This is a genomic window from Streptomyces sp. NPDC088762, from assembly GCF_044750905.1.
Taxonomy (GTDB): Bacteria; Actinomycetota; Actinomycetes; order Streptomycetales; family Streptomycetaceae; genus Streptomyces.
On record NZ_JBIVKT010000001.1, the window covers coordinates 93,065 to 112,576 of the forward strand.

The 19,512-nt window shown below is 72.0% G+C and carries 20 protein-coding genes; 13 read left to right on the forward strand and 7 right to left on the reverse strand.

What is annotated here, in order from left to right; all coding sequences use genetic code 11:
* Positions 1 to 5: 5 nt before the first annotated feature.
* The 3 genes from ACIP5M_RS00400 to ACIP5M_RS00410 form a co-directional block, all read right to left on the reverse strand.
* Entirely contained in the window at positions 6 to 1,139 is a 1,134-nt protein-coding gene (locus ACIP5M_RS00400) for a sensor histidine kinase (RefSeq protein WP_401190347.1), read from the reverse strand.
* A complete protein-coding gene (locus ACIP5M_RS00405) occupies positions 1,136 to 1,801 on the reverse strand; it encodes a response regulator (RefSeq protein ID WP_401190349.1) in 666 nt (221 codons plus the stop codon). The genes ACIP5M_RS00400 and ACIP5M_RS00405 overlap by 4 nt, the downstream gene beginning before the upstream one ends.
* Positions 1,802 to 1,917: 116 nt before the next feature.
* Positions 1,918 to 3,513: a hypothetical protein gene (locus ACIP5M_RS00410; protein ID WP_401190350.1), complete on the reverse strand. Its 1,596-nt coding sequence runs from the start codon at positions 3,511 to 3,513 to the stop codon at positions 1,918 to 1,920.
* Positions 3,514 to 3,609: 96 nt separating this feature from the next.
* Between ACIP5M_RS00410 and ACIP5M_RS00415 the strand changes: the two genes are divergently transcribed.
* Entirely contained in the window at positions 3,610 to 4,992 is a 1,383-nt protein-coding gene (locus ACIP5M_RS00415) for an FAD-binding oxidoreductase (protein WP_401190351.1), read from the forward strand.
* A gap of 18 nt (positions 4,993 to 5,010) precedes the next feature.
* On the opposite strand, the gene ACIP5M_RS00420 is transcribed toward ACIP5M_RS00415, so the two are convergent.
* A complete protein-coding gene (locus tag ACIP5M_RS00420) occupies positions 5,011 to 5,490 on the reverse strand; it encodes an SsgA family sporulation/cell division regulator (RefSeq protein ID WP_401190353.1) in 480 nt (159 codons plus the stop codon).
* Between the two features lie 272 nt (positions 5,491 to 5,762).
* Between ACIP5M_RS00420 and ACIP5M_RS00425 the strand changes: the two genes are divergently transcribed.
* Both ACIP5M_RS00425 and ACIP5M_RS00430 read left to right on the forward strand, forming a co-directional pair.
* On the forward strand, positions 5,763 to 7,337 hold the full coding sequence (locus ACIP5M_RS00425; RefSeq protein WP_401190355.1) for an RDD family protein: 1,575 nt from the start codon (positions 5,763 to 5,765) through the stop codon (positions 7,335 to 7,337).
* Between the two features lie 70 nt (positions 7,338 to 7,407).
* Positions 7,408 to 8,157 carry an RDD family protein gene (locus ACIP5M_RS00430; protein WP_401190357.1) on the forward strand — a complete coding sequence of 250 codons (750 nt, stop codon included), beginning with the start codon at positions 7,408 to 7,410 and terminating at the stop codon, positions 8,155 to 8,157.
* 77 nt (positions 8,158 to 8,234) lie between these two features.
* On the opposite strand, the gene ACIP5M_RS00435 is transcribed toward ACIP5M_RS00430, so the two are convergent.
* On the reverse strand, positions 8,235 to 8,519 hold the full coding sequence (locus ACIP5M_RS00435; protein ID WP_401190358.1) for a hypothetical protein: 285 nt from the start codon (positions 8,517 to 8,519) through the stop codon (positions 8,235 to 8,237).
* A gap of 514 nt (positions 8,520 to 9,033) precedes the next feature.
* On the opposite strand from ACIP5M_RS00435, the gene ACIP5M_RS00440 reads away from it, so the two are divergent.
* Both ACIP5M_RS00440 and ACIP5M_RS00445 read left to right on the forward strand, forming a co-directional pair.
* Positions 9,034 to 11,388 (forward strand): immune inhibitor A domain-containing protein, encoded by a 2,355-nt coding sequence (locus ACIP5M_RS00440; RefSeq protein WP_401191810.1) that lies wholly within the window; start codon positions 9,034 to 9,036, stop codon positions 11,386 to 11,388.
* A 70-nt stretch (positions 11,389 to 11,458) separates the two neighbouring features.
* Positions 11,459 to 11,803, forward strand: a complete 345-nt coding sequence (locus tag ACIP5M_RS00445) for a hypothetical protein (RefSeq protein WP_401190360.1) — start codon at positions 11,459 to 11,461, stop codon at positions 11,801 to 11,803.
* A 29-nt stretch (positions 11,804 to 11,832) separates the two neighbouring features.
* On the opposite strand, the gene ACIP5M_RS00450 is transcribed toward ACIP5M_RS00445, so the two are convergent.
* Both ACIP5M_RS00450 and ACIP5M_RS00455 read right to left on the reverse strand, forming a co-directional pair.
* Complete coding sequence (locus ACIP5M_RS00450; RefSeq protein ID WP_401190362.1) at positions 11,833 to 12,444, reverse strand: isochorismatase family protein; 612 nt, start codon at positions 12,442 to 12,444, stop codon at positions 11,833 to 11,835.
* A gap of 307 nt (positions 12,445 to 12,751) precedes the next feature.
* Positions 12,752 to 14,080: a nicotinate phosphoribosyltransferase gene (locus ACIP5M_RS00455; RefSeq protein ID WP_401190364.1), complete on the reverse strand. Its 1,329-nt coding sequence runs from the start codon at positions 14,078 to 14,080 to the stop codon at positions 12,752 to 12,754.
* Positions 14,081 to 14,160: 80 nt separating this feature from the next.
* On the opposite strand from ACIP5M_RS00455, the gene clpS reads away from it, so the two are divergent.
* The 8 genes from clpS to ACIP5M_RS00495 all read left to right on the forward strand — a co-directional run bounded on the left by clpS (position 14,161) and on the right by ACIP5M_RS00495 (position 19,511).
* Positions 14,161 to 14,475 carry an ATP-dependent Clp protease adapter ClpS gene (clpS, locus tag ACIP5M_RS00460; protein WP_401190366.1) on the forward strand — a complete coding sequence of 105 codons (315 nt, stop codon included), beginning with the start codon at positions 14,161 to 14,163 and terminating at the stop codon, positions 14,473 to 14,475.
* A complete protein-coding gene (locus tag ACIP5M_RS00465; protein ID WP_401190368.1) occupies positions 14,475 to 15,089 on the forward strand; it encodes a DUF2017 domain-containing protein in 615 nt (204 codons plus the stop codon). The genes clpS and ACIP5M_RS00465 overlap by 1 nt, the downstream gene beginning before the upstream one ends.
* 319 nt (positions 15,090 to 15,408) lie before the next feature.
* The gene (locus ACIP5M_RS00470; protein ID WP_401190369.1) at positions 15,409 to 16,848 is read left to right on the forward strand and encodes an amino acid permease; all 1,440 of its coding nucleotides are present in this window, start codon (positions 15,409 to 15,411) and stop codon (positions 16,846 to 16,848) included.
* 89 nt (positions 16,849 to 16,937) lie between these two features.
* On the forward strand, positions 16,938 to 17,360 hold the full coding sequence (locus ACIP5M_RS00475) for a Mov34/MPN/PAD-1 family protein (RefSeq protein ID WP_401190371.1): 423 nt from the start codon (positions 16,938 to 16,940) through the stop codon (positions 17,358 to 17,360).
* A gap of 77 nt (positions 17,361 to 17,437) precedes the next feature.
* Positions 17,438 to 17,545, forward strand: coding sequence for a putative leader peptide (locus ACIP5M_RS00480; protein ID WP_312847437.1), 108 nt, complete (start codon positions 17,438 to 17,440; stop codon positions 17,543 to 17,545).
* A gap of 104 nt (positions 17,546 to 17,649) precedes the next feature.
* Positions 17,650 to 17,928, forward strand: coding sequence for a MoaD/ThiS family protein (locus ACIP5M_RS00485; RefSeq protein ID WP_401190373.1), 279 nt, complete (start codon positions 17,650 to 17,652; stop codon positions 17,926 to 17,928).
* Positions 17,928 to 18,878, forward strand: a complete 951-nt coding sequence (locus ACIP5M_RS00490) for a PLP-dependent cysteine synthase family protein (protein ID WP_401190375.1) — start codon at positions 17,928 to 17,930, stop codon at positions 18,876 to 18,878. Before ACIP5M_RS00485 ends, ACIP5M_RS00490 begins: the two co-directional genes overlap by 1 nt.
* Before the next feature lie 189 nt (positions 18,879 to 19,067).
* Positions 19,068 to 19,511 carry a hypothetical protein gene (locus ACIP5M_RS00495; protein WP_401190377.1) on the forward strand — a complete coding sequence of 148 codons (444 nt, stop codon included), beginning with the start codon at positions 19,068 to 19,070 and terminating at the stop codon, positions 19,509 to 19,511.
* Position 19,512 lies beyond the last annotated feature (1 nt).

The window sequence follows — 19,512 nt, forward strand, 5'->3', positions numbered from 1 at the left end:
GTTCCTCAGGCGACGGGACAGGGCAGCGTCGCCCGGACCAGGAAACCGCCGTCCGCCGTCGGCCCGGCCTCCAGGCTGCCGCCGAGCGACCGCGCCCGCTCGCGCAGCCCGGCCAGGCCGTGCCCACCGCCGGGCAGCGGTTCCGGCTCCCGCCCCGCCGCGCCCTTGCGGGCCGACGGCACCGGCATCCGGCTGCGGACCTCGACGAGCAGCCCGTCCGCGGCCGGCCCGCGGGCGGGGGCGAGCGTCACCGCCGTCGTCGACCCGGGCGCGTGCTTGAGTACGTTCGTCAGCGCCTCCTGGACGATCCGGTACGCCGCCTCCTGCACGGCCGGCGGCCATTCCCGGGCCAGCACCCGCCCCAGGTCCGCGGAGACGTCGAGACCGCTCTCCTCGATCAGCGCGGGCACCTCCCGCAGCCCCACCCGGCCCCCGGCTCCGCCGGGAGCCTCCTTCAACACGCCCACGAGACGGCGGAGTTCGGTCATCGTCGCCGCACCCAGCTGCCGGATCGTCGCCGCCGCCTCCCTGCTCTCCGGCTGGTCGGCCGTCCGCTCCCACGCACCGGCCCGTACGGTGATCAGGCTGACGTGGTACGAGACCGAGTCGTGCATGTCCCGGGCCAGCCGGGCCCGTTCCTCGGCAACCGCCGTACGGGCCAGCAGCAGCCGCTCCCGCTCCTGCGCCGCGACCAACGCGGCTATGTGCGTGGACAGTTCACCCTTGGCCCGCACGAGCGAGCCGAGTGCCGTCGGGCCCGCGCTGCCCAGGGCGGCGGACACCAGCCCCATCAGCCCGTACTCCGGCGTCCAGTCCTCCGGCAGCTCCGCCGACGTCCAGTAGGCCAGGGTCGCCGCGAAGAGCAGGACCGCGCAGGTCAGCGTCACCTTGCGGGACCGCGCCGCGACGGCCACCTGGTACATCGCGAACATCGGCGCGAGGACCAGATAGCCGGTGTAGGCGACGGGCAGCGTGGCCAGCAGCGCGGGGACCGGGTAGCGCCGGCACACCAGGACCACGCCCAGGCTGAACCCGTACAGGGCGAGGTCCCACGGGCCGCTCTCGCCCCAGACCGTGCCGATCTCCGCGGCCGAGACCGCGACGACGACCGCGGTCTGTGCCGCGTGCGGGAACCTCATGCGCCGGGCCGGGACACCTGCCCGGCCAGACCCGCCTGGTGGGCGAACACGGCGGCCTGCACCCGGTTCGCCAGGCCGAGCTTGGCGAGGATCGCACTGACGTGGTCCTTGGCGGTGGCCGCGCCGACCCCCAGCCGGCGGCCGATCTCGGCGTTGGCCAGACCGTCCGCCAGCAGCGCCAGCACCTGGCGCTCGCGCCCCGTCAGGGACTCCGTCCGGGCGACGGCGTCCGGCACCGCGGGGCCCTGCGCCAGGTAGCCCTGGACGACGGACCGGGCGACGGGCGCCGACAGCACGGTGCCGCCGGCCGCGAGCAGCCGTACCGAATGGATGAGCTCCTCGGGCGCGGTGTCCTTGAGCAGGAAGCCCGACGCCCCGGCACTCAGCGCGCCCGCGACGTCCTCCTCCGCCGAAAACGTTGTCAGCACGGCCACGGCCGGCGGCGCCGCCTCGGCGCGCAGCGCCGCCAGGACGGTCAGACCGTCGGTCTGCGGCATCCGCAGATCGAGCAGCACCACGTCGGGGCGGTGCTCCGCGACCGCCGCGAGCGCCTCGGGACCGTCGCATGTCGCGGGCACCACGATGTCCGGTTCCGACTCCAGGATCTGCTGCATGCAGGTGCGCAGCAGCCGCTCGTCGTCGACGATCAGCACCCGGATCACTGAACCATCCCCCCTGGCCGGCCAACCCGTCGAACATAACAACCCCCGCCCGTGCAGGGCCAATACGACCGCGGCCGGACCACCGGACCCACGGGCGGGAGCGTCCGGTCCGGGCCCTACGGCGTGGCGGTCGGGGCGGGCTCCTCCGGTTTCGGCGCCGGTTCCCCCGGCTTCTCCGGCTTCCCGGGCTTCGCCGGTTTCGCCACGGCCGGCTTCGGGTTCGGCGCGGCCTTCGGGAGCTCCGGGGCCACCCACGGGGTGGTCGGCAGGAGGTTCTCCGGGCCGCCCGGGGGCGGTTGGCCGATCGCCGTCAGGGCCTCCTTCGCCAGCGGCGCCCGCAGGGGCGAGAAGTACGGGTTCGTCCGCATCGCCTCCTCGAGGTGGCGCCGCGTCGCCGCCTCGTCGCCGAGACCCCGCTCGATCATCGCCCGGTGGAAGGAGAAGTCGGCGCTCCGCAGGCCCAGTTCCGTCGCCTTCTTCGCGTACTCCAGCGCCCCCGTGTCGTCGCCCGTCCGGTGCAGTGCCCACCCCAGGGCATCCGCCACCTGCACGCTCCTGTGCCGCTGCCACTCCTCCGACAGCCGGCGCACCGCCGCCGCCGGATCCCCGTGGTCCGCCTCGTACAGGCCCAGCACCACGTCGTCGTCGACCCCGTTCGCGTCGTCCCGCGAAGCCAGCGCGCCCAGCAGCCCGTACGGCGCGCGCGCCTCCTCCCCGCGGCCCAGCGAGTCCAGCAGCTCGCCCAGCTCCAGCGCCAGGCGCGGCAGCGGAGTCCGCCCCAGCGCCAGCCGGTAGTCCCGCACCGCCTCCCCGTCGCGCCCCAGCGCGGCCAGCGCCCGCGCCCGGCCGCCCAGCGCCTCCGCCTGCGCCGGATCCGTCCGCAGCGAGCCCTCGTACAGCCGCAGCGCCTGCGCCGGGTCGCCCCGCTCCCAGGACAGCTCACCGAGCCGGAACAGCGTGTACGCCTTCTCCGCCGGGGTCTTCGCCGCGGCCGCCGCGTGCTCCATCGCCACCGCCGCGTCCTCGCGCCAGCCGCGGTCCCGGTACACCTGTGAGGCCCTGACGTACGCCGCCAGGCCCGTCCGCAGCTCCAGCAGCTGCTCCATCGCCTTCTGCGCGGCCTTGTAGTCGCCCAGGCCCGTGTACGCGTCCACCAGCACCGGGTACGCCGACCACCGGCGCGGCGCCTGCGCCCGTACGAGCTCGCCCCACTTCTTCCCGGTCCCGAAGTCCCGCCGGGCGTTGGCCAGTGCGCCCATGCCCGCCATCGCGTCGAAGTTGCCCTTCTCGGCCGGGCGCACCGCCAGCGACCGTTTCAGCGCCTTCTCCGCCTTCGGGAACCAGGCCGAATCAGCCGTGCGCCGCGCCTGCTCCAGATAGGCGGCGCCGAGCACCGACCACGACGCGTCGTCGTCCGGGTGCGCCGCGACCCACTTCTCCCGGTCCGTGACCAGCGCCGTCACGTCCACGGCCGCCGCGGGCGCGCCCATGCCGACCGCCTCCGCGGCCCGCTCGCTCGGCCCCGGCGGCCGGGCGTCGTCACCCGCCTTGGCCGGGCGGATCAGCAGGGCCCCGGCGATCAGGACCACGGCGACCGCGGCCGCCACGAGCGTCTTGCGGCCGGTGAAGGTCACGGGCGGCGCCGGTGTCTGCGATTCCTCGTCGATGAGGTCGCTGACGTCGATAACGTCGATACGGTCGGAACGGTCCATGGGGTCACTGTGCGTCAATATGAAGAGTACGCGGAGGTGTCCGAAGAGGGTCGCGGGCGTGTTCACACCGATGGCCCCGGGTGTCACGCTGGCCCCATGGATGATGACGTCTCCGCACGGCTCACCGCCCTCCTGCGCGAAGGGCTCCCGCCCGAGGCCCTGATCACCGACCCCGGGGTGGCCGTCTCCTACGCCTCCGACATGGCCGGCTTCTGCGCCGCCGGCACCCCCGCCGCCGTCGTCCTGCCCCGGACCGTCGAACAGGTCCGCCACGTCCTGCGCACCGCCACCGCCCTGCGCGTCCCCGTGGTCCCGCAGGGCGCCCGGACCGGCCTGTCCGGCGCCGCCAACGCCACCGACGGCTGCATCGTGCTGTCCCTGGTCAAGATGGACCGGATCCTGGAGATCTCCCCCGTCGACCGGATCGCCGTCGTGGAGCCGGGCGTGGTCAACGCCGTCCTCTCGAGGGCCGTCGCCGCACACGGCCTGTACTACCCGCCCGACCCCTCCAGCTGGGAGCAGTGCACCATCGGCGGCAACATCGGCACCGCCTCCGGCGGGCTGTGCTGCGTCAAGTACGGGGTGACCGCCGAGTACGTGCTCGGCCTCGACGTGGTCCTGGCCGACGGGCGGCTGCTGCGCACCGGCCGGCGCACCGCCAAGGGCGTCGCCGGATACGACCTCACCCGGCTCTTCGTCGGCTCCGAAGGCACCCTCGGCGTCGTCGTCCGCGCCGTCCTCGCGCTGCGCCCCGCGCCGCCCCGGCAGCTCGCGCTGGCGGCCGAGTTCCCCTCCGCCGCGGCCGCCTGCGAGGCCGTGTGCGCCGTCATGGAGGCCGGACTGACGCCCTCGCTGCTGGAGCTGATGGACCGTACGACCGTCCGGGCCGTCAACGCCCTCGGCAAGATGGGCCTGCCCGACACCACCGAGGCCCTGCTGCTCGCCGCCTTCGACACCCCGCACGCCCCCGAGGACCTCGCGGCCGTGGCGGAGCTGTGCACGGCCGCCGGAGCCACCGCCGTGGTGCCCGCCGAGGACGAGGCGGAGTCCGAACTGCTGCTCCAGGCCCGCCGGATGTCGCTGACCGCCCTGGAGACGCTGCGGCCCGCCACGATGATCGACGACGTGTGCGTCCCGCGCTCGCGGCTCGCCGAGATGCTCGACGGGACGGCCGCCATCGCCCGTGCGCACGACCTGCTCATCGGGGTGTGCGCGCACGCGGGCGACGGCAACACCCACCCGGTGGTCTGCTTCGACCCGGCCGACGAGGACGAGACGCGGCGGGCCCGCGCGTCCTTCGACGAGATCATGGCGCTCGGGCTGGAGCTGGGCGGGACGATCACCGGAGAGCACGGCGTCGGGGTCCTGAAGAGGGAGTGGCTGGCCCGCGAGCTCGGCCCGGTGGGCGTGGAGATGCAGCGCTCCGTCAAACGGGCCTTCGACCCGATGGGACTGCTCAACCCGGGCAAGCTGTTCTGACGGGGCCCTGCGGCCGCCTCACAGGTCCCCGTCGGCCGACTCGTCCGACGGCCACGGGTCGCGCAGCCACAGCTCGTCGGCCGGGGTCGGGGTGAGCAGCTCCGCCAGCGCGTCGTCCAGGCCCAGCCGTTCGGCCTCCGTACCGGGAGGGACGATGCGCAGGGTCCGCTCCAGCCAGGCGGACACGGCCCCGGCGGGGGCCTCCAGCAGGGCGTCGCCGTCGGGGGAGCTGAGCGCCATGCAGAGCATGGCCGCGTCGTCGACCTTGGTGGGCCAGATCCGCACGTCGCCGTGACCGCACGGGCGGAACACCCCCTCCACCAGCAGCTCGCGGGCGAACGTCCAGTTCACGGGGGCGTTGGAGCCGGTGTGGAAGGTGATGTGGACGGCGTACGGGTCGTCCGTGAGGTAGAGCAGCCGGGCGGGGACGGGGACGCTGCGCTCGGGGGACAGGACCAGCTGGAGTTCCAGCTCGCGCTCGATGACGGGGTGGTGCATGGCGGCCTCACTTCGGTGCGCTGCGCGCGCTTCGCTTCGCTTCGGTGTGCAGGGGCGGATCGCGCCCCACGACCGGAGAGAGCCGCGTCGTGCCGGGCCATGACGCGACTTCGTGCACATTGGCCGAATTCTGTCGGCTGACCGAAAACCGTCGTACGGACCGGCGTTCGCCCGAAGGCTTGCATTCTCCCGTTACCGGACCTGTCGGGGGGAGGTTCTTGGCTATGGTCCTCCCTTGCACAAGCCTCAAGCCACGATCGGAGTTGGGGACATTGACGGCCTCCCCTGGTGACGGCGAGCACGCGGCCCGCGAGGGCTACTACCCCGATCCGTCCATTCCCGGGTATGTCCGGTACTGGAACGGTGCCGCCTGGGTTCCGGGTACGAGCCGCCCCGCGCCTCCGGCCGACGAGACGGGTCCGGTGTTCCTGGACCAGACCTCGGCGACGGAGGTGCTGCCCGAGCGGTCGCCCGAGCCCGCGGTGTGGCAGGCCGATCCCCTCCACCAGGCGGGCTTCGGCGGCCCGCGCGACCACCGCGTGTCGTGGGGCAACCCGCCGGAACCGGGGCCCGCCGAAGCCCGGCCGGCGGGGATCTCCCTCGCCCGTACGCCCGAGACCCGGCTGCCCGCCCAGGCCGCGGCGGGCATCCTGTCGGCCCGCTCCCCGGCGGCCCAGGCCCCTGCGCCCGCGCCGACCGCGCCCGGCCCGGGCCAGGATGCGTACGGCCCGGGTTCCGGCGGGGCCGGGTGTGTGCCGGGGCGCCCCGGCAGGGCGCCGAACGCACTGCCGCCGCCCCTCTCCGACCCCGCGCCCCGTTCGGCGCCCGAGGAGGTGCCCCGGCGCGCGCCCGGCCCGGCCGGAACCGCCCCGACAGATACAGCCCCGGCAGCCCCCGCCCCCGCCCCGGCGTGGCCGGAGGCTCCCGGGGCCGGCACATCGGGCGCCACGTCCACCTGGCCCGAGGCGTCGGCCGCCTCCCCGGCGCCCCCGGCCGGTGCACCCCGCCGGGAGCCGGCCGTCCAGCCGTCCCGCCCCGAGCCCTGGCCGCCCCGCAGTGGCGCCTCCCGGCCCACGGCTCCGCAGACCCGGTCCGAGGCCCCCGCCGCGGCCCCGGCCCCCGCCCCCGCCCAGCCGGCCGAGCCCTCCCGCCCGGAACCCCGGGAGCCCCGTAACGGCGGCGCGGCCCGGCCCTCGCCGTCAGGCGGCCGGGCAGCGGACCAGGCGGAGGCCTGGGCGCCGCGCGGCCGCGTCGGGGCGCCCAGGCCCGCGGAAGCGTCGCCGGCGTCCGAGGACTCCGCGGAGCCCTCCGGGCGGCCCGCCGCACCCCGCCCCGAGGGGACCACCCCCCGGGCCGTGTTCGAGCGGATGGCCGAGCGCGCCGTACGCCCCGCCGGGCTCGTCCGCCGGGCGGTCGCCCGCGCCCTGGACTCCGTCGTCCACGCGGCGGTCGCGGCGGCGGCCGCCTGGCCGCAGATCCCCGCCGCCACCGCCCACCTGGAGGCCAAGGTGGACGCCGCCCGCGGCCGCGGCCGCACCACCACCGTCTGGCTGCTGGACGGAACCATCGCGGGCCGGCTCGCTCTGGTCCTGGGCGCGGTCCTCCTCTTCGGCGTCCTCTACGAGGCCCTGCCCACCGCCCGTTGGGGCCGCACCCCGGGCAAGAAGCTCCTCGGCGTCCGCGTGCTGGCGACCACCACCCTCCGCCCGCCGGCCTTCGGTGCCGCACTGCGCCGCTGGCTGGTGTACGCCCTCCTCGGCCTCCCCGGCAGCCTCTGGTGCCTCGTGGACCGCCCGCGCCGCCAGGCCTGGCACGACAAGGCGGCCAAGACGTACGTGAGCCGCTGAAGCGCCTGCGGGGCCCCCGAACGGACGCGGTCCCGTTGCGGGGTCACCGGAGCCGGGTTCGACTCGGGCCATGAGTACCGATCAGCCGCCGCCGGGCGAGCCGCCGGAGAACGACCCGTTCTTCAAGAAGCCCCAGGAACCGACGCCGCCGTCGGGCGGTTCGCCGTACGGTTCGCCGCCCCCGGGCGGGCCCCCGCCCACACCCCCGGGCAGCCCCTACGGTGGCTCCGGCGCGGGCGGCGGATATCCGCCTCCGCCACCCCCGTACGGCGCAGGCGGCGGCCCGGGTGACCCGTACGGCGGGAGCGGCTACAGCATGCCGGACCCGCTCGCCGGCATGCCGCCGCTCGCGGACATCGGCAAGCGGCTCCTCGCGCGCATCATCGACTGGCTGGTCGTGGCCATCCCGCTCGCCGTCCTCTGGGTCATCACGGCGTTCGCCACCAGCTGGTACACCGGCGACTCCTACGACGAGGAGGAGATGTCCGACGCCGCTGCCGCCTGGTCGTTCGGTGTCTTCCTGCTCTGGCTGCTGTTCGGGGTGGTCGTCTGGATCGCCTACGACTGGTACTTCACCCGCAAGAGCGGCCAGACCCTCGGCAAGAAGGCGATGGGCCTGCGCGTCGCCATGCTCAACGACGGCAGCGTGCCCACGTCGAGCGCATCCCTCGGCCGCGCACTCGTCCTGTGGCTGCCGTCCATCTTCTGCTGCGGGTTCGTCTGGTGGATCATCGCGTTCATCACGATCGCGGTCGACAAGCCCTACCAGCAGGGACTGCACGACAAGGCGGCCAAGACCGTCGTCGTCCAGACCACCTGACGCCCCCGGGCGTCACGGCGGCAGAGCAGCACACAGCGGGCGGTCTCCCTCCGGGGAGGCCGCCCGCACCGCGTCGTTCAGTGGTGGACGGGATGTTCGGCGGGGGCCGGCCTGGGCTCCGGCACGCGCACCGCCTCGGGCCGGGCAGCACGGACGGCGCCGGCGGCGGGGGCCGCGTGGCGACCGCGGCGGCGGGGGAGGGGCACGGTCACGGCGACGAGCAGACCGAGGCCCAGGGCGGCCGCGCAGATGACCGCGATCCCGAGCCCCGTACCGGTCTGGGAGAGCAGCAGCATGGCGATCGTCGACACGACGACGGTGGCGGACCCGTACGCGAGCTGTGCGGCAGTCGGACGCGGCATGGCGATATCCGTCCTCGGAGAGGGGAGGGGGAGTCGGCTCAACTAGGTCGCGCGTCAAGTGACTCTACGACGGGGGATGCCCGAGCGGAACAACCGGTAAGCGTGACCTAACCCACGGTGCCGGAGCACGGGGGGCGCACAGGATCACATCGCGCGTACCGGACGGGCCCGAAGCGGCCCGAAGCAGGCCCAAATCGGGCCGAAACACTGCCCGGAGGGGTTCGAGAGGCTCTCGAGGCCGGTCGGGAAGCTCCGTTCGTCCCATCTGGCAGCGGAACGTCCGAATAACGGAACTGGCTGACCGCATAGTGCAGTTGTAAGGAACAAGTCAAGGTCTGTCTTTTCTCTCGACTCTCCGGTCAAATGTCGTCACTTGAGACGCGCGCCGCGCGGAACCCCCCGCTCCTATGGAGACGTTCCGACCTACGTTGCGGCCGCGGGAGGGGAACGACATCAAGTGACCAGCATTTCCGCCAGACGGCGTGCGATCCGCGCTGCCGCCGTCGCCGTGACCATGGCCGCGTGCGCGACCAGCGCCACCTTCTTCACCGTCACCGCTGCCCAGGCCGAAGACCGCGGCCCGGCGGCCCCGGCCTCCGACCGCCAGGACCCGACGGCCCCCGCGAAGGTCGTCGAGCACGACCTCAAGGGTCCGTTCAGCGACCAGCAGGCCAAGCAGAAGAAGGCCGCTCTCGAGCAGGTCCTGAGCGGCAAGAAGGACGTCCAGCAGCGCGGCGCCTCGAAGGTCGTCAAGCTCGACGAGAACAAGTACGTCGAGCTCGGCCGCGAGAAGACCGACAAGATCTTCACGATCCTCGTCGAGTTCGGCGACCAGGTCGACAACACCACCATGTTCGACCCGGACGGCCCGGGCCCCAAGCCCTCGGTCCCGAAGTACGGCGGCACCCCCGGTCCGCTGCACAACACGATCAAGGAGCCCAACCGCGCCGTCAACAACAGCACGGCCTGGCGCAAGGACTTCAGCCGGGACTACTTCCAGGACCTGTACTTCGGTACCGGCCAGGGCAAGAACTCCCTGAAGACCTACTACGAGAAGACCTCCTCGGGCCGCTACTCGGTCGAGGGCGAGGTCGCCGACTGGGTCAAGGTCCCGTACAACGAGGGCCGTTACGGCTCGAACTACTGCGGCCAGACCAACTGCTCCAACGTGTGGGACACCGTCCGCGACGGCGTCACCGCGTGGACGGAGGCCCAGAAGAAGGCCGGCAAGACCGACGAGCAGATCAAGGCCCAGCTGGCGCAGTACGACCAGTGGGACCGCAACGACTTCGACGGCGACGGCAACTTCAACGAGCCCGACGGCTACATCGACCACTTCCAGATCGTCCACGCGGGCGAGGACGAGTCGGCCGGCGGCGGCGAGCAGGGCACCACCGCGCTGTGGGCCCACCGCTGGTACGCCTACGGCACCGACGTGGGCAAGACCGGCCCGTCGAACAACAAGGCCGGCGGCACCCAGATCGGCAACACCGGCATCTGGGTCGGCGACTACACGATGCAGCCCGAGAACGGCGGCCTCGGCGTCTTCGCGCACGAGTACGGCCACGACCTCGGTCTGCCGGACCTCTACGACACCTCCGGTGGCGGCGAGAACTCGGTCGGCTTCTGGTCCCTGATGTCGGCCGGCTCCTGGCTCGGCAACGGCAAGGACTCCATAGGCGACCTCCCGGGCGACATGACCGCCTGGGACAAGCTCCAGCTGGGCTGGCTGAACTTCGACAAGGCCAAGGCCGCGACGAAGTCCACCCACAAGCTGGGTGTGTCCGAGTACAACACCAAGGACAAGCAGGCGCTGGTCGTCGACCTGCCGAAGAAGCAGGTCAAGACCGACATCGTCGCTCCCGCCGAGGGCTCCTCGCAGTGGTGGAGCAACATGGGTGACGACCTCAAGAACACCCTCACCCGCTCGGTCGACCTGACGGGCAAGGCGTCCGCCGCCCTGTCCCTCAAGGGCTGGTGGGACATCGAGGCCGACTACGACTTCCTCTACACCGAGGTGTCCACCGACGGCGGCGCCACCTGGACCGCGCTGGCCGGCACCGCCGACGGCACGGCCATCCCGGCCGACGCCTCCGGCAGCCCGTCGCTGACCGGTGTCTCCGGCGCCTGGAAGTCGCTGAACTTCCCGCTGGACGCCTACGCGGGCAAGAAGGTCGACCTCCGCTTCCGCTACCAGACGGACGGCGGCGCGGGCGGCAAGGGCTTCACCGCCGACGCCGTCACCCTCACCGCGGACGGCTCCGCCCTGTTCACCGACGGCGCCGAGAACGGCGACAACGGCTGGACGGGCAAGGGCTTCTCGCGCATCGGCGCCGGCTTCACCAAGGAGTACGCGCAGTACTACCTGGCCGAGAACCGCCGCTACGTCTCGTACGACTCCACCCTCAAGGTGGGTCCGTACAACTTCGGCTTCGCCAACACCAAGCCGAACTGGGTCGAGCACTACCCGTACCAGGACGGCCTGCTGATCTGGCTCTGGGACACCTCCCAGAAGGACAACAACACCAGCCAGCACCCGGGCTCCGGTCTGATCCTTCCGATCGACGCCAACGCCAAGCCCATGAAGTGGGCCGACGGCACCCTGCTGCGGAACAAGATCCAGCCGTACGACGCGCCCTTCAGCGCCTACTCGACGGACGCGTTCACCCTGCACAAGAACGGCGAGGAGCTCTTCCTCAAGCCGAAGCCCGCGAACCTGGTCTTCGACGACCACAAGGGCAAGTACTACTACGACGAGAACCCGACCGGCTCGGTGAAGGTCACTGACACCAACACCAAGATCAAGATCGCCAAGGAGACCTACGACGGTCTCGTCATGACGGTCGAGGTCGGCCCCGCCGTCAAGTAATTCGGTAAAGCCGCAGGTCAAAGCATGATCGGCCGTCGCCCTCTAGCGGGCGGCGGCCGATCGCGTTTAGATGCCCGGTACGAGTTTCTTATTGACGGGGGAGATGACCGCCGTGCCAGGTGGAGGTTTCGTCAGATTGCCGGGAGGCAGCGTGGTGGTCGCGCTCATGCTGCCGAGGCCGTCCGGAGAGGACGGAAATGTCCGCGTGCTGGTGCACGCCGCGAACCGGGCCCGCGCCCTGACCAGGCTGCGGAACCTCGGCATGCGGGCCGTGTACCTGCGGGGCAACGCGCACCCGCCGACGCCCGACGAGGTCACGGCCGTCCTGCACCACCCGGACGGGCTGCTGTGGCGCGGAGCCCCGGACCGGGCGGAGGAGCTCTGGCACCCCATCCGGGCCCTGCTGGGCACGTAGGGGGCCTCTGCCCGCCTTCCCGCCTCCCCTCAGGCCCCCGCGGCCCCTGGAGCGCCCTGGCCGCCGGTGAGGACCACGCCGGCGGCCCGCAGCTCCTCCAGGGCCCGGGCGGTGGTGTGCGGGGCGACCGCGGCCGTCAGGTCCAGCAGCACGCGGGTGGCGAAGCCGGCGCGGACCGCGTCGAGGGCGGTGGCCCGGACGCAGTGGTCGGTGGCGATGCCGACCACGTCCACCTCGGTGACGTGCCGGTCCCGCAGCCACTGGGCGAGGGCCGTGCCGTTCTCGTCGGCCCCCTCGAAGCCGCTGTAGGCGGCCTCGTACGCCCCCTTGTCGAACACGGCGGCGACCGCGCCGGACGCCACCGCGGGCGCGAAGTTCGGGTGGAAGCCCACGCCCTCGGTGCCGGCGACGCAGTGCACCGGCCAGGAGGTCTCGTAGTCCGGCTCGGCGGGGGCGTGCGCGAAGTGGGCACCCGGGTCGATGTGGTGGTCGCGGGTGGCGACCACGTGCCGGTACGCGGGCACGGTCTGGCCGATGAGCTCGGTGATGGCGGCGGCGACGTCGGCCCCGCCGGCGACCGCGAGGCTGCCGCCTTCGCAGAAGTCGTTCTGGACGTCGACGACGATCAGTGCGCGGTGCATTTCGCGTGCCCTTCGGCTCGGTGGTGTCCTGTGGGGGCCTCCGGGGGCTCTGCCCCCAGACCCCTGCGCCTCAAACGCGGGCGAGGCGAGTGTGCCCGCCCGGCTGGGCCGGTGCGGCTCAAAGACCGGGGCTCTGCCCCGCACCCCGCTCCTCAAACGCCGGAGGGGCTGGATGTGCCCGCCCAAGTGCGCGGGTGCGGCTTCAGACCCACGGTGTGCACGTGCAGGCCAAGCCGGCAACATCCAGCCTCGCCGGCGTTTGAGGCGCGGGGTCCGGGGCGGAGCCCCGGCAGCGGCGGCGCGGCCGCTAGGCGTACTCCGTGGGGATCACGGCCTCGCCCCGCGAGAGCTGGGTCGCGGAGAGGGGGAGACCTGCGCGGGCGGCGCGGTGGCGGTCGCGGGCCGCCTCCAGCGGCTCGCGGGCGATGACCTCGCCGGACTTGACCAGCTGGGTCAGCAGCTGGTGGCCCGCCAGGGCCGACGGGACCGGCCCGGTCCCGACGACCTCCGCCTCGGCCACCCCGTCCGCGTCCACCCGGCGGGCGGCCCACTTGCGGCCCCCGATCGACGTCTTGCCGCCCGAGGACTTCTTGGCCACCGGCACCAGCGGCGCCTTCGGGTCCCCCGACGCGGCCCGCGCCACCAGCTTGTAGACCATCGAGCACGTCGGGTGCCCGCTGCCCGTCACCAGCTGCGTGCCCACCCCGTACGCGTCCACCGGCGCCGCCGCCAGCGAGGCGATGGCGTACTCGTCGAGGTCCGAGGTGACCACGATCCGCGTGCCGGTGGCCCCCAGCTCGTCGAGCTGCTGCCGCACCCGGTGGGCCACCAGCAGCAGGTCGCCGGAGTCGATCCGGACCGCGCCCAGCTCCGTGCCGGCCAGCTCCACCGCCGTGCGGACCGCCTCGGCCACGTCGTACGTGTCCACCAGCAGGGTCGTGCCGCGGCCCAGCGAGGCCACCTGGGCCGTGAAGGCGTCCCGCTCGCTGTCGTGCACCAGCGTGAAGGCGTGCGCGGAGGTCCCGACCGTCGGGATCCCGTAGCGGAATCCGGCCGCCAGGTCGGAGGTGGAGGTGAAGCCGCCCACGTACGCGGCCCGCGAGGCCGCCACCGCCGCCAGTTCGTGCGTGCGCCGCGCGCCCATCTCGATCAGCGGCCGTTCGCCCGCCGCCGAGGACATCCGGGAGGCGGCCGCAGCGATCGCGGAGTCGTGGTTCAGGATCGACAGGATCACGGTCTCCAGCAGCACGCACTCGGCGAAGCTGCCCTCCACCCGCAGGATCGGCGAGCCGGGGAAGTAGACCTCCCCCTCCGGGTAGCCCCAGATGTCGCCGGAGAAGCGGTACGAGGCCAGCCAGTCCAGCGTCCGCATGTCGACGACGGCCCGCTCGCGCAGGAACTCCAGCACCGCGCTGTCGAAGCGGAAGTTCTCCACCGCGTCGAGCACCCGGCCCGTTCCGGCCACCACCCCATAGCGGCGCCCCTCCGGCAGCCGCCGGGTGAAGACCTCGAAGACCGAGCGGCGGTCGGCGGTGCCGTTCGCCAGGGCGGCCTGCAGCATCGTCAGCTCGTAATGGTCCGTGAAGAGCGCTGTCGACGGCACGTCCACCGGCAGGCCCAGGTCCGCAGGGTTCATGCCAAGGATGCTAGCGCACATTTCGTCAAAGTGACGAGATGTAGGGCCCGTTTGTGCGACCGACCGGTCACAGTGGCAGCATGGGACGAGTGAGTGTTGCTCCTGCAGAGATCGAACGCACCGAATCGGCCGAAGAGACCTTCGCGGTCCCCGAACCCGACGTCCCCTGGGTGACCCTGGTGCACAACGACCCGGTCAACCTCATGAGCTACGTGGCGTACGTGTTCCAGGCGTACTTCGGCTACTCGAAGGACAAGGCGCACAAACTGATGCTCGACGTGCACCACAAGGGACGCGCGGTCGTCTCCAGCGGCACCCGCGAGGAAATGGAGCGCGACGTGCAGGCCATGCACGGCTACGGCCTGTGGGCGACCCTCTCCCAGGACCGCGTCTGATGGGGCGCTCCGCCGGGATGTTCGAAGCCCTCAAGGGCGGCGGCGCCGCCATCGCGCTCGACGAGATCGAGATCTCCATCCTGCGCTCGCTGGCCGTCCAGCTGCTGGAGCTGATCGGGCCGGGCGAGCCGGAGCCCGCCGAGGACGCCGACCCGCTCGCCGTGCTGTTCGCCTCCGACGGCCCGACCGAGCCCCCGTCCGACCCCGCGCTGGCCCGGCTCTTCCCCGACGCCTACGGGTCCCCCGACGGCCTGGGCGACGAGGGCGTGGACCCGGCCGAGCTGACCGCCCGGTCCGCGGAGTTCCGCCGCTTCACCGAGAACGACCTGCGCACCCGCAAGCGGGAGGACGCGCTGGCCGTCGTACGCAGCCTGGACGGGCTCACCCCGGCCGGCGACGGGGCGGCGGTCCTGGAGCTGACGGGGGAGCTGCCGCTGCGCTGGCTCGGCGCGCTCAACGACCTGCGCCTGACGATCGCGGCCCGCCTCGACATCACCGAGGACGAGGAGAGCGCGATGCTCTTCCGGCTGCCGGACGACGACCCGCGCAAGCCGATGGTGATGGCCTACCTCTGGCTCGGCGGCCTCCAGGAGTCCCTCATCGAGACCCTCTGAGGATCCTCAAGGGCGCGCCGCGTTCGCTCAGCGGACGCTCAAATCCGGATAACGATCAGATCACCGCCATGCGGTGGTCTGATCTGTTTCGGCACCTATGTCCCGGATTTCCCGTGTCCTGCGTCACATTTCCGCGCCCCGGCGACCCGTATGCCCGTGATAAATCTTCACGACCGCCGACGGGACGCCACCCATGTCCCGCGGCCTGCTTGAACCGGCTGACCGCCGGGTGCAACTCCATCCGTATCCGGGGGGATCGAGGACCCGATCCGCAGCCAACCAAAGGCGCGGGTCGGCGTGGAGAAAGGCGCACCAAGACATGACCTCTGTGCAGGTCGAGCAGCACGACGAGACGCCCGGCGCGGGCGCGCAGGGCGAAGGCGGCGAGGGTTACCACCGCGCGCTCGGCGCCCGCCAGATCCAGATGATCGCGATCGGCGGAGCCATCGGCACCGGCCTGTTCCTGGGCGCCGGCAAGGCGATCTCCAAGGCCGGTCCCAGCCTGATCCTGGCCTACGCCCTCGCGGGCCTGGTCATCTTCTTCATCATGCGGGCCCTGGGCGAGCTGCTCATGTACCGCCCCGTCTCCGGCTCCTTCTCGGACTACGCCCGCGAGTTCCTGGGCCCGTTCTGGGGATACGTCACCGGCTGGACATACTGGCTCTTCTGGGTGGTCACCGGCATCACCGAGGTCACCGCGGCCGCGCAGTACATGGCGTACTGGACCCACGACAGCTTCCCGCAATGGGCCTATGCGCTGATCTTCACGGTCATCCTCTACGCCGCCAACCTGATCTCCGTGAAGCTCTTCGGTGAGCTGGAGTTCTGGTTCTCCATGGTCAAGGTCACCGCCATCGTCGGCATGATCCTGATCTGCGCCGGCATCCTCACCATCGGGTTCTCCGACGCCGCCGACACCGCGACCGTCACCAACCTGTGGAACGACGGCGGCTTCTTCCCCAAGGGCATCGGCGGCACGCTGATGACCCTGCAGATCGTGATGTTCGCCTTCCTCGCGGTCGAGCTGGTCGGCGTCACCGCCGGCGAGTCCAAGGACCCCGAGAAGACCCTGCCCAAGGCCATCAACACCGTGCCGTGGCGCATCGCCGTCTTCTACGTCGGCGCCCTCATCATGATCCTGTCGGTCGTCCCCTGGACGCACTTCCAGCCCGGAGTCTCGCCCTTCGTCGCCGCCTTCGAGCGCATGGGCCTCGGCGTCGGCGCCGCGATCGTCAACTTCGTCGTGCTGACCGCCGCCCTGTCCTCCTGCAACTCGGGCATGTACTCCACCGGCCGCATGCTGCGCGACCTCGCCCTCAACGGCCAGGGCCCGAAGTTCTTCACCAGGCTCACCAAGAGCGGCACCCCGCTCGTCGGCACCACCTTCTCCGCCGCGCTGATGCTGGTGGGCGTCTGGATCAACTACGTCGCCCCGGGCAAGGCCTTCGACTACGTCGTCTCCTTCGCCACCATCTCGGGCATGTGGGCCTGGATCATGATCCTGGTCTGCCAGATCCGCTACCGCGCCAAGTCCGACCGCGGCGAGCTGCCCGCCTCCCCCTTCCGGGCGCCCGGAGCCCCGTGGACGAGCTGGTTCGCCCTGCTCTTCATCGGCATGGTCATCGTGATGATGGGCATCGACAAGGACGCCCGCGTCTCGCTGTACTGCGCCCCGCTGTGGGGCCTGGTCCTGGGCCTGTCCTACCTGGTCCTGAAGTCCCGCAACCCGAGCGGCGCCGCCTTCACCAAGGCCTCGTAACCCGCTCCGTTCAGGGCGCCTGTCCACCATTCGGGCCCTGCTGTACCACTCCTCGGTACGGCAGGGCCCGTCTGCTTATCCTTTGGCTCATGCTGACCCTCACCCAGGCCCTGTACGACCAGATCGTGGAGCACGCCCGCCAGGACCACCCCGACGAGGCGTGCGGCGTCGTGGCCGGCCCGGCGGGCACCGACCGCCCCGAGCGGTTCATCCCGATGCTCAACGCGGCCCGCTCGCCCACGTTCTACGAGTTCGACTCCAAGGACCTGCTGAAGCTCTACCGCGAGCTCGACGACCGGGACGAGGACCCCGTGATCGTCTACCACTCGCACACCGCCACCGAGGCCTACCCCTCGCGCACGGACGTCACGTACGCGAACGAGCCCGGCGCGCACTACGTCCTGGTCTCCACGGCGGACAAGGACGGCCTCGGAGAGTTCCAGTTCCGCTCGTACCGCATCGTCGACGGCGTGATCACCGAGGAAGAAGTGCAGGTCGTAGACGCCTACTGACCACGATGTGAGCGGTGGACGTCCACGATGCGGGATCACACTCCAAACCGGTGACCGGGAATCGTTAACATGACCGCATGGTTTCCCACGACGTGAGCATCGAGACGCCCGGCAGGCTGCTGCTCGTGGCGCGGCTGCACGTCGACCTGTGCCGCCTCGCCAGCGCCATCTGTCCTGCCGTCTGAGCACAGAGCCCCCTTGCGCGGGGGGCCGGACGCACCGCGCGCCTTCCACGTTTCACGCACCCTGCTCAAGCACCTGCCCACGCCCTGACGACTGGAGCCCAGCCATGGCCATCGAGGTCCGCATCCCCACCATCCTCCGCACCTACACCGACGGCGCGAAGGCCGTGAACGGCTCGGGCACCACGCTCGCCGAACTCTTCGCGGACCTGGAGACCCGTCACAAGGGCATCCAGGAGCGCATCGTCGACGGCGGCCAGCTGCGCCGCTTCGTGAACGTCTACCTCAACGACGAGGACGTCCGCTTCCTGGAAGGCATCTCCACCGGGGTCAAGGACGGCGACAACGTCACCATCCTTCCTGCCGTGGCCGGCGGATCGAAGTAATGCGCTACGACTCCCCGCTGGCGGCGGTCGGCAACACGCCGCTGGTACGCCTGCCCCGGCTGTCGCCCTCGGACGACGTCCGCATCTGGGCGAAGCTGGAGGACCGCAACCCGACCGGCTCGATCAAGGACCGCCCCGCGCTCCACATGGTCGAGCAGGCGGAGAAGGACGGCCGGCTGTACCCCGGCTGCACCATCCTCGAGCCGACGTCGGGCAACACCGGCATCTCGCTGGCGATGGCGGCCAAGCTCAAGGGCTACCGCATCGTGTGCGTGATGCCGGAGAACACCTCCCAGGAGCGGCGCGACCTCCTGGCCATGTGGGGAGCCGAGATCATCTCGTCGCCGGCGGCGGGCGGCTCCAACACGGCCGTCCGCGTGGCGAAGGAACTGGCGGCCGAGCACCCGGACTGGGTGATGCTCTACCAGTACGGCAACCCGGACAACGCGGGCGCCCACTACGCCACCACGGGCCCGGAGATCCTCGCGGACCTCCCCTCGATCACCCACTTCGTGGCGGGCCTGGGCACGACCGGCACCCTGATGGGCGTCGGCCGCTACCTGCGCGAGCACGTGCCGGGCGTGAAGATCGTCGCCGCGGAACCGCGCTACGACGACCTCGTCTACGGCCTGCGCAACCTCGACGAGGGCTTCGTCCCGGAGCTGTACGACGCGTCCGTCCTCACCACCCGCTTCTCGGTCGGTTCGGCCGACGCGGTCACCCGCACCCGCGAACTCCTCCAGCTGGAGGGCATCTTCGCGGGCGTCTCCACCGGGGCCGCCCTGCACGCGGCGATCGGCGTCGGCCGCAAGGCGGTGGCGGCGGGCGAGAGCGCGGACATCGTCTTCGTGGTCGCCGACGGAGGCTGGAAGTACCTCTCCACCGGCGTCTACACCGCGGCCACCACGGAAGAGGCCATCGAGGTCCTCCAGGGCCAGCTCTGGGCGTAGCGCCCGGTGTGCCGTAGCGGTGTGCCCCTCCCTTACGCGGAGCCCGCGACCCGCCTCCCCCCACAGGGGAAGGCGGGTCGCCGCGTTTCGGCGTGAAATCACCCGAATGGCCCGCATGAGTCGCCGGGACGGCGGTACGGGTCGAGGCTGAAACGTGCCCGACCCCCCCACAGAGAGGCTGGTGCCTCGATGACCACCGCTCCCAACCCCGCAGCTCCCGGGAATCCCCGTACCCCGCCTCCCTCGGAGGGTGCGGCCGGCTGGGCGGCGGGCGGCACGATGTTCGCCGCCGTCCTGATGATGATCAACGGCGTGTTCGCGATCTTCGAAGGCATCGCCGCCCTCGCCAAGGACGACGTCCTCTTCCGGGTCCGCAACTACACGTTCAAGTTCGACGTGACCGCCTGGGGCTGGATCCACCTCATCGTCGGCATCGTCGTCCTGGTCATCGGCCTCGCGATCCTCAAGGGCACGACATGGGGCCGGGCCCTCGGCATCGCCCTGACCGGCCTGATGATCATCCTGCACTTCCTGTGGCTGCCCTACCAGCCGATCTGGTCCTTCATCTCGATCGCCATCGGCGTGTTCGTGATCTGGGCCCTGTGCACCGACCGCAGCCCCAGCGTCATCTGAG

Coding starts and splice junctions, on each gene's coding strand:
- ACIP5M_RS00465 (WP_401190368.1), top strand. CDS start 14,475: ATGGGGCGCTCCGCCGGGATGTTCGAAGCCCTCAAGGGCGGCGGCGCC.
- ACIP5M_RS00480 (WP_312847437.1), top strand. CDS start 17,438: ATGGTTTCCCACGACGTGAGCATCGAGACGCCCGGCAGGCTGCTGCTC.
- ACIP5M_RS00400 (WP_401190347.1), bottom strand. CDS start 1,139: ATGAGGTTCCCGCACGCGGCACAGACCGCGGTCGTCGTCGCGGTCTCG.
- ACIP5M_RS00485 (WP_401190373.1), top strand. CDS start 17,650: ATGGCCATCGAGGTCCGCATCCCCACCATCCTCCGCACCTACACCGAC.
- ACIP5M_RS00450 (WP_401190362.1), bottom strand. CDS start 12,444: ATGCACCGCGCACTGATCGTCGTCGACGTCCAGAACGACTTCTGCGAA.
- ACIP5M_RS00435 (WP_401190358.1), bottom strand. CDS start 8,519: ATGCCGCGTCCGACTGCCGCACAGCTCGCGTACGGGTCCGCCACCGTC.
- ACIP5M_RS00440 (WP_401191810.1), top strand. CDS start 9,034: ATGGCCGCGTGCGCGACCAGCGCCACCTTCTTCACCGTCACCGCTGCC.
- ACIP5M_RS00445 (WP_401190360.1), top strand. CDS start 11,459: ATGCCCGGTACGAGTTTCTTATTGACGGGGGAGATGACCGCCGTGCCA.
- ACIP5M_RS00475 (WP_401190371.1), top strand. CDS start 16,938: ATGCTGACCCTCACCCAGGCCCTGTACGACCAGATCGTGGAGCACGCC.
- ACIP5M_RS00430 (WP_401190357.1), top strand. CDS start 7,408: ATGAGTACCGATCAGCCGCCGCCGGGCGAGCCGCCGGAGAACGACCCG.
- ACIP5M_RS00410 (WP_401190350.1), bottom strand. CDS start 3,513: ATGGACCGTTCCGACCGTATCGACGTTATCGACGTCAGCGACCTCATC.
- ACIP5M_RS00415 (WP_401190351.1), top strand. CDS start 3,610: ATGGATGATGACGTCTCCGCACGGCTCACCGCCCTCCTGCGCGAAGGG.
- ACIP5M_RS00455 (WP_401190364.1), bottom strand. CDS start 14,080: ATGAACCCTGCGGACCTGGGCCTGCCGGTGGACGTGCCGTCGACAGCG.
- ACIP5M_RS00495 (WP_401190377.1), top strand. CDS start 19,068: ATGACCACCGCTCCCAACCCCGCAGCTCCCGGGAATCCCCGTACCCCG.
- ACIP5M_RS00490 (WP_401190375.1), top strand. CDS start 17,928: ATGCGCTACGACTCCCCGCTGGCGGCGGTCGGCAACACGCCGCTGGTA.
- ACIP5M_RS00470 (WP_401190369.1), top strand. CDS start 15,409: ATGACCTCTGTGCAGGTCGAGCAGCACGACGAGACGCCCGGCGCGGGC.
- clpS (WP_401190366.1), top strand. CDS start 14,161: ATGGGACGAGTGAGTGTTGCTCCTGCAGAGATCGAACGCACCGAATCG.
- ACIP5M_RS00420 (WP_401190353.1), bottom strand. CDS start 5,490: ATGCACCACCCCGTCATCGAGCGCGAGCTGGAACTCCAGCTGGTCCTG.